The 16,502-nt window shown below is 48.1% G+C and carries 10 protein-coding genes; 7 read left to right on the plus strand and 3 right to left on the minus strand.

Annotated features, from left to right (window positions below):
• Positions 1-73: 73 nt before the first annotated feature.
• Complete coding sequence (clpB, locus tag AXF12_RS04425; protein WP_066428658.1) at positions 74-2,665, minus strand: ATP-dependent chaperone ClpB; 2,592 nt, start codon at positions 2,663-2,665, stop codon at positions 74-76.
• A 316-nt stretch (positions 2,666-2,981) separates the two neighbouring features.
• Between clpB and AXF12_RS04430 the strand changes: the two genes are divergently transcribed.
• The 5 genes from AXF12_RS04430 to metF all read left to right on the plus strand — a co-directional run bounded on the left by AXF12_RS04430 (position 2,982) and on the right by metF (position 9,314).
• Positions 2,982-3,854, plus strand: coding sequence for a nucleoside phosphorylase (locus AXF12_RS04430; protein WP_066431773.1), 873 nt, complete (start codon positions 2,982-2,984; stop codon positions 3,852-3,854).
• A gap of 51 nt (positions 3,855-3,905) precedes the next feature.
• Positions 3,906-4,337, plus strand: coding sequence for an acyl-CoA thioesterase (locus AXF12_RS04435; protein WP_066428660.1), 432 nt, complete (start codon positions 3,906-3,908; stop codon positions 4,335-4,337).
• A 220-nt stretch (positions 4,338-4,557) separates the two neighbouring features.
• On the plus strand, positions 4,558-5,529 hold the full coding sequence (locus tag AXF12_RS04440) for an alpha/beta fold hydrolase (RefSeq protein WP_066428661.1): 972 nt from the start codon (positions 4,558-4,560) through the stop codon (positions 5,527-5,529).
• Positions 5,530-5,865: 336 nt separating this feature from the next.
• Positions 5,866-8,286: a bifunctional aspartate kinase/homoserine dehydrogenase I gene (gene thrA, locus AXF12_RS04445; RefSeq protein WP_066428664.1), complete on the plus strand. Its 2,421-nt coding sequence runs from the start codon at positions 5,866-5,868 to the stop codon at positions 8,284-8,286.
• A 68-nt stretch (positions 8,287-8,354) separates the two neighbouring features.
• Complete coding sequence (gene metF, locus AXF12_RS04450) at positions 8,355-9,314, plus strand: methylenetetrahydrofolate reductase [NAD(P)H] (protein WP_066428665.1); 960 nt, start codon at positions 8,355-8,357, stop codon at positions 9,312-9,314.
• Positions 9,315-9,419: 105 nt separating this feature from the next.
• Here the strand turns inward: metF and AXF12_RS04455 are convergent, their stop codons facing one another.
• Positions 9,420-10,556 (minus strand): trans-sulfuration enzyme family protein, encoded by a 1,137-nt coding sequence (locus AXF12_RS04455; RefSeq protein ID WP_066428666.1) that lies wholly within the window; start codon positions 10,554-10,556, stop codon positions 9,420-9,422.
• A 55-nt stretch (positions 10,557-10,611) separates the two neighbouring features.
• Entirely contained in the window at positions 10,612-12,915 is a 2,304-nt protein-coding gene (metE, locus tag AXF12_RS04460) for a 5-methyltetrahydropteroyltriglutamate--homocysteine S-methyltransferase (RefSeq protein WP_066431776.1), read from the minus strand.
• Positions 12,916-13,333: 418 nt separating this feature from the next.
• Between metE and AXF12_RS04465 the strand changes: the two genes are divergently transcribed.
• Both AXF12_RS04465 and AXF12_RS04470 read left to right on the plus strand, forming a co-directional pair.
• Positions 13,334-14,884 (plus strand): sialidase family protein, encoded by a 1,551-nt coding sequence (locus tag AXF12_RS04465; protein WP_066428668.1) that lies wholly within the window; start codon positions 13,334-13,336, stop codon positions 14,882-14,884.
• Between the two features lie 84 nt (positions 14,885-14,968).
• Entirely contained in the window at positions 14,969-16,354 is a 1,386-nt protein-coding gene (locus AXF12_RS04470) for a DUF5723 family protein (protein ID WP_066428673.1), read from the plus strand.
• Positions 16,355-16,502 lie beyond the last annotated feature (148 nt).

Below are 16,502 nucleotides of genomic sequence, written 5' to 3' on the forward strand. Positions count from 1 at the left end.
GCATTTTTTACTAAAAAAGCGCGACTCTTATTGTCGCGCTTTTCATCAATTAACTAAATTCAAAATGGGATTCTTATGGATTATTTCTGAAAACTAATTGATCGTCGAAGGCATCAATGAGGATTACAGAATCTTTGTGAACGGAGCCGCTGAGGATCTCCTTCGAAAGCTTGTTGAGCACTTCCTTCTGAATGATACGCTTCACGGGGCGCGCTCCGAATTGTGGATCGAAGCCCTTCCTTGCCAGATAATCTACAGCATCATCAGTAGCATCAATGATAATACCTTCCTTGGCTACCATCTTGATAACGGAATCGAGCTGCAACCTTACAATGCTGCGGATATTAGCCTGACTCAGCGGTGTAAACATAATGATGTCGTCAATACGGTTTAAGAACTCAGGGCGCACCGTCTCTTTGAGGAGCTGCAACACCTCAGTCTTCGATTGCTCAATGGCACGCTCGGTATCATCGGGATACTTGTCAAAAGTCTCCTGAATGATATGGCTGCCCATATTGCTGGTCATTATGATGATCGTATTCTTAAAGTCGGCAGTACGTCCTTTGTTGTCTGTCAGTCGCCCTTCGTCAAGTACTTGCAAGAGAATGTTGAAAGTGTCAGGGTGTGCTTTCTCAATCTCATCGAGCAGGATCACTGAGTACGGACGACGGCGCACAGCTTCTGTCAGCTGACCACCTTCATCGTAGCCTACATATCCTGGAGGTGCCCCTACCAATCGGCTTACGGCGTGACGTTCTTGGTATTCACTCATATCAATACGCGTCATTGCATTTTCATCGTCGAATAGGTATTCTGCCAAAGCCTTTGCCAGCTCGGTCTTACCGACACCCGTAGTCCCCAAGAATAGGAACGAACCAATAGGCTTTTTAGGGTCGTGCAAGCCCGCACGGCTACGGCGTATGGCATCGGATACCGCCTCTATCGCCTCTTCCTGCCCTACCACGCGCTTGTGGAGCTCACTCTCTAACTTCAACAGCTTTTCACGTTCGCCTTGCAGCATCTTTGATACAGGGATACCTGTCCACTTAGCTACCACCTCAGCGATATCCTCAGCAGTGACTTCCTCTTTTACAAGGGAGTTCCCCTGTGCATTCTTGTCCAAGTTCTCTTGTAGCTCAGCGAGCTTATCTTGCGCCTCTTTAATCTTCCCATAGCGTAACTCTGCTACCTTGCCATAGTCGCCTTCGCGTTCTGCTCTGTCAGCTTCGAGCTTGTAGTTCTCAATAGCCTCTTTGGTAGCTTGCACCTCGTCGATAACGGTCTTCTCACTCTGCCATTTAGCAAAGATTGCATTGCGCTCTTCTTTGAGGTTAGCCAAATCCACGTTCAAACTTACGAGCTTATCCTCGTCTTTTTCACGCTTAATAGCCTCTATCTCAATTTCAAGCTGCATTATCTTACGGTCGAGCACATCAAGCTCTTCAGGCTTAGAGTTGATTTCCATACGGAGCTTTGCCGCTGCCTCATCCATCAGGTCGATCGCCTTATCGGGCAAAAATCGGTTGGTGATATAACGTTCAGAGAGTTCCACAGCTGCGATGATCGCCTCGTCCTTGATGCGCACTTTGTGGTGAGTTTCATACTTCTCCTTGATACCGCGAAGGATGGAAATAGCACTTTCAGTATCAGGTTCTTCTACCATCACCTTTTGGAAACGGCGTTCGAGTGCCTTATCCTTTTCGAAGTACTTTTGGTACTCGTCCAAAGTCGTTGCCCCAATAGCGCGGAGTTCCCCTCGTGCCAAAGCAGGCTTTAGGATGTTAGCCGCATCCATTGCACCTTCACCACCGCCAGCACCTACCAGCGTATGGATTTCGTCAATGAAGAGGATAATACTCCCCTCAGAGCTGGTAACTTCTTTCACTACTGATTTAAGTCGCTCTTCGAACTCACCCTTGTACTTCGCACCAGCGATCAGTGCCCCCATATCTAAGGAGTAGATCACCTTGTCCTTCAAGTTCTCAGGTACATCGCCTTGCACAATGCGGTGTGCCAGCCCCTCAGCAATAGCTGTCTTACCTACTCCAGGCTCACCGATGAGCATCGGGTTGTTCTTCGTACGACGGGAGAGGATTTGTAGCACGCGGCGTATCTCCTCATCACGCCCGATCACAGGGTCGAGCTTGCCGTGATAGGCTAAGTTGCAGAGGTTCTTCGCATATTTATTTAGCGAGTTGTAAGTGTCCTCGGCAGAGGCACTGGTTACGCGCTCACCACGGCGAAGTTCCTTGATAGCTTTTTCAAGTTCACTTTCGCGTACCCCTTGGTCTTTGAGTATCTGTGCTATCTTGCTTTTTGACTTGAAAATAGCCAATATCAAGTGTTCCAGCGATACGTATTCGTCATTCCACTTCTTAGCAATGTTAGCAGCATCATTGAGCATTGTAGCTGCATCGCGTGAGATGCCTATCTGTCCGCCGCTTACCTTTGGATACGATTCCAAGGCTGCCCCTAACTGCTTATCGACTGCCTCACGATTGACGTTGAGCTTCTTAAACAGGAAAGGCAACACATTCTCATCCACCTCTTCAATGGCTTTGAAGAAGTGCTCATTTTGCAGTTCTTGCTGCCCGAGGGCTTGTACCAACTGCTGCGCTGAGGCTACTGCCTCCTGCGCTTTGATAGTATAATTATTAAAATTCATTTTCTTTTTTAGTGTTTAAGGGTTAGCTTTCAGCTTACTGTCCACTAACGTGTTATACACCTCACTAAGGGCAACAAGCGTGCCAAAGCTGAAAAACCTGCCATTTTGTCAGGAGGGGTGTCTGGAGGTAATTTTACAATATGTAATAGTCCATTACTGCTTTATGTACCTTGGTAGCAGGCCTCCCTTAGCACTACTTTTTTTAATTTTCTTTCTATTTTTCTTGTTTTTCTAAAAAAGGTGTAACTTTGCCCCGTGAACCAGCTGAGAGTTTTCTGCTATGGTGAAAACTCAAAGCATAAAACGAATAATAATAATGATTAAAGAATCAGAACTTATTTTAAACCCTGATGGCAGTGTATACCATCTGAACCTAAATCCTGAAAATGTAGCTACTACCATTATCTTGGTAGGCGATCCTGACCGTGTACCACGTGTGAGTGCACACTTTGAAACGGTTGAGTTTAAGACACAAAAGCGCGAGTTTTGTACTCATACGGGCACTTATAAGGGTAAGCGTATGACGGTACTCTCTACGGGTATTGGTCCTGATAATATTGATATTGTTATCAATGAGCTGGATGCACTTTTTAACATTGATCTTACTACGCGTACACCAAAAGCCACTCATACAGAGCTTAATATCGTGCGTTTTGGTACTTCAGGTTCGTTGCAGGCGGACATTCCTGTGGATAGCTTTGTGCTCTCTTCGCACGGGCTAGGTATGGATAATATGTTCCACTCATACCGTGATGCAGCTACTGTGCGCGACCTTGCTTTAGAGGAGGCTTTTATCACACATACCCATTGGTTTATGGATAAGGGAAGACCGTACATCATACCGTGTGGACAAAAGCTCAAGGCACACATTCTTACTTCTGAGGTCTTTGAGGGAATTACAGGTACAGCACCAGGTTTTTACGGTCCACAGGGACGTGTATTGCGCCTTGCAGTGCAGGACCCACAACTCAACGATAAGCTACATAGTTTTAACCACAAAGGACATCGTATGACGAACTTAGAGATGGAAACTTCGGCTATCTACGGGCTCTCGGCACTCTTGGGACATCAAGCAGTATCGCTTAATGCTATCATTGCTAACCGTCCTACAGGTACTTTTACCAAAGATCCTAAGCAGGCTGTGGAACGCTTGATAGCCTTTGGTTTAGAGCGATTGAGTAGCTTTTAGCATATAGGCGTATTACTCTCTGCTCTCTTTTTATTCTTCATTGTGATAGAAATGCAAAAACAATCTTATCATATCTCTGATTTTTGTGCTGCCATAGAAATCCGTGTGCGCTTCAGCGAAACCGATCCACTGGGTATCGTATGGCACGGCAATTACATCAAATACTTTGAAGAAGCCCGCGAGGCTTTTGGGCGCAAGTATGGTATTTCGTACTTAGACGTTGAGAGACAAGGCTATGCTACGCCTATCGTCAAGAGCCTTTGTGAGCACAAAAAGATGGTGCGCTACGGCGAGACCCTCCGTGTGGAAGCCCACTACCAGCCTACCAATGCCGCCAAACTCATCTTCCACTACTTCATCTACAACGCCGCTGAGGAGCTCGTCTGCACAGGACTCACTGAACAAGTGTTTACCTCCTTAGAAGACCACAGTCTGGCACTTTATTTGCCTGAATGGTTTAGACTTCAAAGCGAGGAGCCATAGGTGTTATCACCCTGTGTGGTATGGTGTTTTAGCCGAAGAATATCGGTTTTATCACAAAAGTGTTTTTCCTGTAATTTTAACATTTCACTGAAATTATTTTCAAAAAGGTTTTAGTGTTTAAAAAAATTATACTAATTTTGCGGCATTTTAATAGCTCTAAACAATTAGTTATACCAAATGCTGGTCGCTGATCAGTGACGCTGAATCACTACCTTTTAAGATGATACACACTTTTGAAATAGCACAGTTTACCACCTCGGTGGGCGTACGGGTGGAAGCACTTCGGGTGCACTACCAACTCTATGGCTGTGAGCTGGGGTCGGCACCTGTGGTGGTAATCAATCACGCGTTTACGGGCAACTCTCAGCTGACGGGTAAAGACGGATGGTGGAGCATTGCTGTGGGCGACAGGCGACTGATTGATACGACGCGCTTTACGGTGGTGGCTTTCAATATCCCTGGTAATGGCTATGGTGCAGGAACTGATGAACTTATCTTCAATTACCAACATTGGACGGCGGTAGATGTGGCGCGCATCTTTAATTACGGTATCACAGAGGTGCTGGGCTTAAAGGAAGTCTACGCCCTTGTAGGCTGCTCGCTGGGGGGTGGTATCGCTTGGGAGATGGCTGTGCTTGCCCCTGCGCTCTTTGAGCAATTGGTGATCATCGCTGCTGATTGGAAGGCAACGGACTGGATCATAGGCAACTGCCTATTGCAGGAGCAGATACTCAAGAACTCTAACAACCCGCTACACGATGCGCGTCTGCACGCAATGCTCTGTTACCGTACGCCGCAGTCGCTGAAAATGAAGTTCGACCGCAGTACACACCTACCCACACAGCTTTACAACGTAGAGAGCTGGCTACTGCACCACGGCGAGAAGCTACAAGAGCGCTTCTCACTCTCCGCTTACAAGCTGATGAATCAGCTGATTAAGACCATTGACATCACTCGCGATCACGATAGTTTTGCAGCGGCAGTGCACGACCTCGATAGTGAGATTACGCTGGTGGCGATTGACTCTGACCTGTACTTTTCACCTCAAGAGAACCGCGATACCGCTGAGGAACTGGCGGCCTTGGGCAAGAGTGTGCATTACAAAGAGATCCATTCGGTACACGGGCACGACGCTTTTCTGATCGAATTCCGACAATTGGAGCGGTTGTTGAGAGGTTGCTTTGAGGAGTAAACCCTAAGAGACTTTATCTTCTATCTGCAATATATGTGTTTTGCAGCTTATTTTTCTTTTATCAATTGCATAGCCCTCACTTAGCTGAGTCTAAAAAATAGCGCTCATTATCCGTATATTTTCCGTACTTTGTCCGTATTTATTCCGTAGGAGCTCCTATTGGAAATATTTTCTGTATCATATTATTTACAAGGGGCTACTGGGTGCTATGCCTCTGATTTAAGAGTTTTATAATAGAATGCTATTTTATTTTTTTTATAAATTTTGGAAGTTTTTCATTGCCAATTAAAATATTCTTAGTATTTTTGCGGCGTAATCTTAGATAAAAAGAAAGCTATGAAGGTATTAAAATTCGGGGGGCGCTCGCTCTCCAACGAGGGAATCAGCAAAGTGGTAGCTATCATCGGTAAGGCGGCGACTGAGGGGGCTGTGGCTGTGGTAGTATCGGCACGGGTAGACGCCACCGATAGGCTCTTAGACCTATTGGAGCAAGCACGCACAGGTGAGGACTACACCCCAGCCTTATCGGCACTAAAAGCCTACCAATCGGCGGAGTTTGGCGTAGACCTTACCAATGAATTCCGTCTGTTGGACAAGCTCTTAGAGGGCGTATCACTGCTGAAAGACTATACCCAGCGCACTGCCGACTTAGTGCTCGCACAAGGCGAATTGATGGCGGCACAAACCGTAGTGGCACTGCTGAGGCAAGGGGGCGTGAAAGCACGCTTTGTCGATAGTCGTGAGATCTTTAAGACGGACGCTGTGGTAGGCAATGCGCAGATACTCAGTGGGGTATCGGAAGAGAAGACGCGTGCACTCTTTGCTGAGATCGCCCCGAGAGAGGTGGCTGTGGTTACGGGCTTTATCGCTTCCACCGAGCACGGCGAAACCACCACGCTGGGGCGCAACGGCAGCAACTACTCGGCAGCGCTGCTTGCCAACTACCTCAACGCTACGGAGTTGGAGAACTACACCCACGTTGATGGTATCTTCACTGCCAACCCCGAATTGGTGCCTGAGGCGCAAATCATACGTACCTTGAGCTATGAAGAGGCAAATGAGCTAGCGAACTTCGGTGCTTCGATACTACACGCAAAGACGATTATCCCATTGATAGAGAAGCAAATACCCCTTCGTATTAAGAATACCTTCAACAGCGAAGACGCAGGTACCCTCATCCACGCACAGAGCGAGGGCGAGGGCATCAAGGCACTCTCTGTAAGTTGCGATAATGCGCTCATTGTGCTGGAAGGGCGTGGATTGCTGGGCAAAGTGGGCGTCGATGCGCGTATCTTTAAAGCCTTGGCACAGAAGCAAGTGAGCGTGAGTATTATCTCGCAAGGCTCTTCAGAGCGTGGTGTGGGATTGGTGGTAGCACAAGCCGACGCCGAAGTGGCAAAGCAGGCACTCGAAGAGGAGTTCTCATACGACTTCTACACCAAGGACGTCAGTGCGGTGAGCATCACCCCTGAGGTGGCGGTCGTTTCGATAGTAGGGCAACCGCTTTCCACTTTCCATCATCCTTATAATGCGCTCATTCGCAACCAGATAGTACCACTGCTCATCAACAACGCCGCTACGGGGAAAAATGTAGGTTTGGTGCTGCACGCCTCGCACTTGCACAAGGCGCTGAACGTTATCCACGGTGAGATTTTTGGGGTGTCGCGCCGTATCAACTTGGTGATCTTCGGCAAAGGCACCGTTGGCGGCACGCTCATCGCACAGCTGATCGCCGCCCACGAGAGTCTTTTAAAGCGCAAGAACCTCAGTCTGCGCATTATAGCCATTGCCAACTCTACGCGTATGCTCACCGCAGCCAAGGGTGTCGGGGGCGATTGGGAGGCGACTTTTGAGCGTGAGGCACAGCCGTATAGCCTCAATACGCTCAAGGCGTTTGTCGATACGCATCACTTGGAGAACCTCATCGCAGTGGATGTAACAGCGAGTAAGGCGTTTATTGAGAATTATATTCCCTTGGTACAGAGCGGGTTCGACCTTGTTTCAGCGAATAAGATCGCTAACACTATCTCGTATGAATTTTACCAACAATTGCGTGAGGAATTGCGCCTGCACCACAAGAGTTACCTCTACGAAACCAATGTGGGGGCGGGCTTGCCGCTGATCGACACCATACGGCTGCTGCATCATTCAGGGGAGAATATCACCCGTATTAAGGGGATCTTCTCGGGGACGCTGAGCTACCTTTTCAACACCTTTTCAGCTGAGGATAAGCCCTTTAGTGAGGTACTCCGTGGGGCTATTGAGAGTGGCTACACTGAGCCTGATCCGCGTGAAGACCTTTGTGGCAATGATGTGGGGCGCAAGCTGCTCATCCTCGCCCGCGAGCTCGACCTCGGCAATGAGTTTGCCGATGTGAAGATTGAGAACCTTATCCCCGAGAACCTCAGAGAGGGCAGCGTGGAGGATTTTCTCGCCCACCTCGCCGTCTTTGACCCTATCTATCAGAAGATAAAGGACGCCCAAGCGCCTAACCACGTGTTGCGCTATGTGGGCGACCTGCACGGCAATTTGGAGGCTACCGAGAGTGTACAGCTCGACGTGAAGCTCATCTCCGTGCCTAAGGACAGTGCGCTGGGGCAGGTGCGCGGTGCCGACTCCATCTTTGAGATCTACACCGACTCGTACGGTGCTAACCCTTTGGTGATACAAGGGGCTGGGGCAGGTGCTTCGGTGACGGCGCGGGGCGTTTTTGGCGATATCCTACGGCTGGCAGAGGCGATGATTTTTAATTTTTAAAGTTTAACATAAATATCTAGCGAATAGTATAGATGCTGAATTCCTTAATCTCTAACCACTAAATCACAATGAAAGTAACCGAACATATCAAGCGTGCCAAAGGCAAAACACTCTTCTCCTTTGAGGTAATCCCCCCGAAGAAGGGCAATAACATTGAGGAACTTTACAAGAACATTGATCCACTGATGGAGTTCAATCCGCCATTTATTGATGTGACTACTTCACGCGAAGAGTTTTACTACATTGAGCACCCCAATGGGCTCTTTGAGAAGCGCATCACCCGTATGCGCCCTGGCACAGTGGGCATCTGTGCGGCAATACAGCACAAGTACAAGGTCGATACCGTACCACACGTGCTCTGTGGCGGCTTCTCGCGCGAGGAGACGGAATACCTGTTAGTCGATTGCTATTACCTCGGTATCCACAACGTGATGGCACTGCGCGGCGATGCAATGAAGGAGCAACGCTATTTTGAGCCTACACGCGGCGGACACACTTACGCCTCACAGTTAGTGAAGCAGATCGCTAACCTCAACCGAGGCAAATACCTCCACGAGGTGATCGAAGCCGATACGAAGGCGGACTACTTCTGCATAGGCGTGGCGGGCTATCCCGAAAAGCACTTGGAAGCCCCCTCGTTGCAGTTCGACCTCGCCCGCCTGAAAGAGAAGGTAGAGGCAGGAGCACACTACATCGTAACCCAGATGTTCTTCGACAACCAGAAGTACTTCGCCTTTGTGGATAGTGTGCGCCAGATGGGCATCGATGTGCCTATCATACCAGGCATTAAGCCCATTGCTACCAAAAAACACCTCCATTTGCTCTCGCAGGCTTTTAAGATTGACTTTCCCGAAGAGCTCGTGCACGAGGTTGAACGGTGCAAAACCAACGTCGAAGTAAAAGAAGTAGGCGTAGAGTGGGCAATCTACCAAAGTCGCGAGCTGAAGACCTACGGGGTGCCCGTGCTGCACTACTACTCAATGGGTAAGGCAGACAACATCGCACGGGTGGTACGCGAGGTATTCTGAGCTTTTACTATCTAAAAAGATATATAAAATCGGGCTTTGTACGAAAGTACAAAGCCCGATTTTATATTAAAACTGTATGTATTTCAAGCGTATAGTCAATCCTCCCTATGCCTCCAGCGCCTGCTTAAAGTCTGCAATCAGGTCGTTGATATTTTCAATGCCGACAGCCACCCGCACCAAGGTCTGCGTAACTCCACGCGCCACCTTTTCTTCCTCAGGGAACTCAGTGTGAGTAAGCGTACTGGGGTGGGTCACTAAGGTTTCCACACCGCCTAAGCTCACCGCAAATAAAGCCACTTTCAGGCTCTCAAAGAAGCTCTTTACCTTTTTCTCATCCTTCAGAACGAAAGAAAAGACAGCCCCTCCTCCTGAGGCTTGTCGCTGGTGAATAGCTTTGCGCTCAGCATCGGCTTCGGTAGGGTAATACACCTTCTCAACGGCAGGATGCAGTTTGAGGTAATGCACCAGCGCCTCAGTGTTGCTCTGTGCGTAGTCCATACGCACTTTCAGCGTCTTGATACTGCGCATCAGCAGCCAACTGTCAAAGGGTGCTATCATTGCCCCAATAGCCACCTGTGCAAAGCTAATCTTCTCAGAGAGAGCATCGTCGTTCAGTACGATAGCCCCCGCAATAATGTCATTATGCCCACTGAGAAACTTCGTTGCGGAATGCACCACCACATCAGCACCTAACTCCAGCGGACGCTGTAAATAAGGCGACATAAAGGTGTTATCGACTATCGTGATGAGCTTGTGCTCGCGGGCAATAGCTACTACCCCCTCAATATCAGTGATATCCAGCAGTGGATTAGAAGGGGTCTCAATGAAGATCCCCTTAGTCGAAGGCAATATTGCCTTGCGGATATTTTCAAGATTAGTGGTATCTACAAAAGATGCTTTAAGCCCGAATTTCCCGAAGATATCCCGTATAATGCGGAAAGTACCCCCGTAGATATCCAGCCCGAAGATAAAGTGGTCGCCTGCCTCAAACACGCTTAGTAGCGTGCTTATAGCAGCCATTCCCGAAGAAAAAGCGAAGCCGTGCTTGCCACTTTCCAATTGCGCTAAAAGCCTTTCCAGCTCGCGACGCGTAGGGTTCGACACGCGGCTGTACTCAAACTCTTGCTCCACACCAAACTCCCTTATCGGAAAGGTCGACGCCATATTGATGGTACTGCCCCATTCTTCTACCTTTTCGCCATTACTCCTTACCCCGTGAATTGCTTTTGTTTCAAACTTCATAATCTTATTATCTCTAATTTCTACTCTCTACTCTCTACTCCCTGCTCCCTACTCTCTATTTACCGTATTTCGCACGCAGTTTTTTAGCGGTGGCTACCATTGCGTGGAGGGCAGCTTTGGTTTCCTCCCAATGGCGCGTTTTGAGCCCGCAGTCAGGGTTTACCCACAGTTGTTCCTTTGGTATCACCTTGATAGCCTTTTCCATCAGTGCAGTCATCTCTTCTTCGGACGGCACACGAGGCGAGTGGATGTCGTACACCCCTGGGCCGATCTCGTTAGGGTATTTGAATTCACCAAATACGTCTAACAGCTCCATTTGTGAGCGCGAGCATTCGATGGTGATCACATCAGCGTCCATAGCAGCGATGGCTTCAATCATATCGTTGAACTCAGAGTAGCACATATGGGTGTGTATCTGCGTCTTATCTTCAACACCTGAGGCGGCTATGCGGAAGGCTTTGATTGCCCAATCGAAATAGGCTGCCCATTCGGCTTTACGCAGTGGAAGCCCTTCGCGAATAGCAGGCTCATCGATTTGAATAACTTTAATACCTGCGCGCTCTAAATCGACTACCTCATCGCGGATAGCCAATGCGATCTGCAAGCAAGTCTCTGAGCGCGGTTGATCATCGCGCACAAACGACCATTGCAAGATGGTTACAGGTCCTGTGAGCATTCCTTTTACGGGGCGATTCGTCAGTGATTGAGCGTACTTACTCCAACGCACGGTCATTGCCGCACGGCGTGATATGTCACCAAAGATAATTGGTGGCTTCACACAGCGCGAGCCATAGCTTTGCACCCAACCGAATTTAGTGAAAGTATAACCCTTGAGCAGTTCGCCAAAGTATTCCACCATATCGTTGCGCTCAAACTCGCCGTGTACCAGCACGTCTATATCTGTGGACTCTTGAAAGCGTATTGACTCCTCAATCTCTTGCTCTAAGAGCTCATCATACTCAGCCTGCGTGAGGTCGCCTTTCTTAAAGCGAGCACGCCACGAGCGCACTTCTGTCGTCTGTGGGAAGGAACCGATAGTAGTCGTCGGGAAGAGCGGCAACCCTAAGGCTGCGTGCTGTGCGAGCTTGCGCTTACTGAAAGGGCTCTTGCGTTGGTCATCACCCTCAGCGATATTCTTCACACGCTCTTTTACCGCCTTATCGTGGATAAGGGTCGAGGTGCGACGAGCAGCCGCAGCGCGTTTGTTCTCTTCGTATGAGGCAGCCTCCTCAGCATTAGGGTTGTCGAATGCCAGTACGGTGAGCAGCTGTACTTCCTTTACTTTCTGTTTAGCGAAGGCAAGCCATTGCTTGATCTCTAGGGTAAGCACCTTCTCGTTGTTTTCAAGCTCTAAGTTGCAAGGCGAGTGCAGCAGTGAGCACGAGGTACCTACGTAGATACGATCCATACCAATCTTAGCTTCTGCTTTATCAATAAGGGCTACAGATGCCTCTAAGTCGTTTTTCCAAACGTTGCGCCCATCTACCAATCCCAAAGAGAGTTTCTTATGAGGAGGTAGCAATTCCAGCACGAGGTCGAGTTGCTGAGGGGCACGCACCAAGTCGATGTGCAGTACTTGCAATGGCAATGAGAGTGTCAAGTTGAGGTTGTCGCCCAAGCCTCCGAAATAGGTGGTGAGGATAAACTCCGTGTTGGGGAACTTCGCCGCAATCGCCTCATAAGTAGTGCGATAAATAGAGGCAGCACGCTCGGGCAAGTCAAGCACCAAGTAAGGCTCATCGATCTGAATAGTCTTAGCACCCGCCTTCACCAAACTCTCGATAATCTCAATATATACAGGCAGCAGACGCTCAGCCAAGTCCAGACGGCTGAACCCAGCTTCTTTCTCCTTACCCAAAAGCAGGTAAGTAAGTATCCCAATAAGTACGGGCTTGGTCTCTACGCCATTAGCTTTTGCCAACTGATATTCCTCTAAAGGCTTGTTGTGTGCAAGTTTAAACTGCTGATTTTTAGTAAACTCAGGAACGATGTAGTGATAATTCGTATCGAACCATTTGGTCATTTCCATAGCCGTAACGTCGATACCATCCTTCTGATAGCCACGAGCCATCGCAAAGTAGCGTTCAAGTGCTGAAAGCTTGCTCACTGAGGCAAAACGCTCTGGTATAGCATTAACAGTAAACGAAAAGTCGAGCATCTGGTCATAATACGAGAAGTCATTCGAAGAAATGAGCTCTACCCCAGCCTCTTGCTGCAATTTCCAATTGTGAATGCGGATTTTATTTGCTTCCGCTACTAAGTCCTCTTGTGAGATCTTGCCTTCCCAATAAGCCTCATTGGCTTTTTTCAGTTCGCGCTTCTCACCAATACGTGGATAACCTAAAACGTTTGATTTCATACGGTAATTTTTATTTTTCTTTTTAGTTAGGAGCGTGATGCTCATTTGTCAATCTGGCGGCAAAGGTACAAAAAGGATTCTTAACTACCAAATATTTTAGCAAAAAAAGTTTTTAATTTTATATTTTTAATATAATTTTATAATAGTTAAAGGTTTTAAAGATGGAAAAATATAGTAGGGTAGGGGTAGTGCTAAACTCCTTTTTTTAGAGCAATACAGCCATTATGATTTTCTTTATAGGATAGAGTTAGGTATTTTTTTGCTAAGACGTTTTTCAAGGTGAGTTTTAATACGGTTCCAGAACGGTTCCAGAACGGATTGTGTGCTGATGGTTTGTTAGTAAAAATTGTTTGTGTTGGTTTTTCTATTTCCTAAAAAAGTATTATCTTTGCCAAAAATTAGTAATCATAGTAGTATAATGAAAACATACTTCCTCATCACAATGCTGCTGCTCAGCAGCTTGAGCTTCGCCCAAGGGCGCTTTACTCAGCCGCAAATGCCGCTGAGCACCGAGCAAGAGAACCTCTTGGCGAGTTTTTCCTTGCCCGTAAAACAGGGTGCTGAGATCACTGCCCTCAGTCTCACTCTGCAAGATAGCCATCATAGTTTGGGCATCAGTCACCTCTCGGTGTATGTGAGCGAAAGCGATCAGCGGCAAGGGGCTACCCTCTACGCTCAAAGTATTGACGTAAAGCATCATACAGAGCTCAAAGGCAGATATACGCCACACGGCAAACAGCTCTTCGTATGGCTCACCGCCAAAACTGTTGAGCAGCCCGACCTACTGGCTACTCTCTACCTGAAAAGCATCAAAGTACATACCACCAAAGGTGCTTACACATTGAAAAACAGTGGGAAAACAGCTCAGCGATACGCTATCACGCTCCGCCAAAGGAAGCAAGACGGCATTGAGTGCTACCGCATCCCTGGGCTGGTAACTACCCCTAAGGGAACCCTCATCGGTGTATACGATAACCGCTACAACAACTGCAAAGATCTACAAGAGGATATCAACATCGGAATGAGCCGCAGCACCGACGGCGGGCAGACTTGGGGACCTATGAAGGAAATAATGGATATGGGCACTTGGGGGAACCTCCCTCAGCAGCTCAATGGCATTGGCGACCCTGCTGTGCTGGTGGACGAGCAAACGGGCACGCTGTACGTGATGGCACTCTGGCAACACGGTCTCACTAAGGATGATACGAGCTGGTGGGGCTCAAAACCAGGGATGACCCCTAACGAGACCGCCCAAGTGATGCTCACCAAAAGCACTGATGACGGACTTACGTGGAGCACCCCTACGAACATCACTGAGCAAATCAAAAAACCTGAGTGGTACCTCCTCTTCCAAGGACCAGGGCGTGGCATCACTATGGCTGACGGCACGCTTGTATTCGCAGGTCAGTTCAGGGACGCACAGCAAGTGCCGCACTCGACGATCATCTACAGCACTGACCACGGTGAGCATTGGCAGATAGGTACTGGGGCAAAAACCAATACCACTGAGGCACAAGTGGTTCAGCTACCTGATGGCAGCCTGATGCTCAATATGCGCGACGACCGCAACCGTCATAACTTTGAGCTCTCGGACAACCTCCACGGTCGCTCGGTGTACACTACGCGTGATATGGGTAAGACTTGGAGTGAGCACCCTACCTCGCGCAAAGCTTTGGTGGAACCTAACTGTATGGCAAGCCTGATTGCCTACACAAGCCCTAAAGGGAAGCACTACTTGTTCTTCTCCAACCCTGCCGATGCCCAAAAGCGTATCCACCTGACTATAAAAGCCAGTGCCGACAACGGGCTTACCTGGGATAAGCTCCCTCAGAAGATGCTCTATGAAGGTGACACTATGGGCTACTCGTGTATGACCCTGATTGAGGGTAAATACATAGGCATACTCTACGAAGGCGCTGCTGGTGAGCTCTACTTTCAAAAGATCCCTATCAGTGATTTTATAAAGTAAAAATCATTTTTTAAGCAATTTGTTACCCCTATATCAAAAAACATCGTACTTTTGCCGCCTAATTTCAACTAACAATTTTCAACAATGAAAAAAATCATCTTCTTAGCATTTGCTTTCAGTGGGTTATATGCCGAAGCACAGCAATCCTTTGCAGGCGTAAGGGAAAGTAACTTTGCAGGCGTATACCAAGTAACTGCCAACCCAGCCTATATGGGGAGCAACAAACGCCTGTGGGATGTGAACATCCTCTCGGTCAATGGCGACTTCAACAACAACTCCATCCCTCTGACCACCGACCTGAACAAGAGCTTCAACGACTACACCCGCGCTGATCAACAGAACGCCTTCCTAAAGCTCAACGAGCTCGATGCCAAGGTAAACGTGGACGTATTAGGACCTTCGTTCTTCTTGCGTGTAGCCAATAACCACTCGGTAGGGATTTTCTCGCGTATACGCGTTCTCGGCAATGTGAAGGACATCAACCCTAAGCTCCTTCAATCGATGCTTTACGATTATAACAAAATCGACCTCCAAAAGCCTTACGAGATAGATATCAACAACCAAGAAGTGATTGCCAACGCTTTCTCAGAGATAGGACTCTCGTGGGCTGGTGAGCTCTATTTCAGTGAAAACAGCGTAGTGAAAGCAGGGGCAAGCATCAAGATCGTACGGGGAGCAGGCAACCTCTATGCAGGCTTCCACGACTTTAACGGTACAGCCACCTTGCGCCCTGACCCTGTAAATCAAAAAGTGTATTTAGATATCAACTCCGCAGGAGGTACCTTCGAAGTGCTCAATGGGGGCACCGACTTCATTGAGGATTTCAATGCCAACAAGCTATTCCGCTCTGAAGCCACCACTGTAGGACTGGACTTGGGTGCTATCTACGAATGGCGTAGAGAAGGCTGCCCTACCTGCCACAACCTGCCTTATGACCTGCGCATCGGTGTATCGCTGATGGATATAGGGCGCATCAGCTACAACGCCAATAACGAATCCTACCGCTACACGCTGCCCAATCAGCAGATTTCGATTGACTTGGATGAACTTTCGCAGGATGAACTGACAAAGGCTATCGGCAACCGACCTAAGGGGGTTCGTGGCAAACTCAAATCATCGTTGCCTACTACCTTCAATGCCAGTGTTGATTACCGCATCGTCAATGGCTTCTACGCCAACTTCTCCTCACAATTCAACCTTGCAGGCAAGAAGAGTGAGGTTTACAGTGCTGTTTACGCCAATGAGTTCACCCTTACACCTCGCTTTGACAGTAACTCCTTTGGGGCTTATCTGCCTATTTCGTACAATGAGATGTCCAAGGCACACGTGGGCTTAGCCCTGCGCTTAGGTCCACTCACTTTAGGCTCAAGCACCTTGCTGAGCAACGCCTTTGGCAAAGAAGCTAAGGAACTTAACTTCTTCGTCGGACTGCGATTCGGACATATGTCCTTCTACAATAATAACGACTAACGTTTTTTTTCATAAATTGCCTAAAAGCTGCCTTTTTACGGGGCAGCTTTTTAGTTTTTTGTACTATCAACGTACTTTATTGGTTACCACCCTACGACTGGCACGGTATTTGTGAAGGAGGTAAGTAGATAACCTTTTTATAGTTTTC

It is taken from the genome of Capnocytophaga haemolytica (genome assembly GCF_001553545.1).
Taxonomy (GTDB): Bacteria; Bacteroidota; Bacteroidia; order Flavobacteriales; family Flavobacteriaceae; genus Capnocytophaga; species Capnocytophaga haemolytica.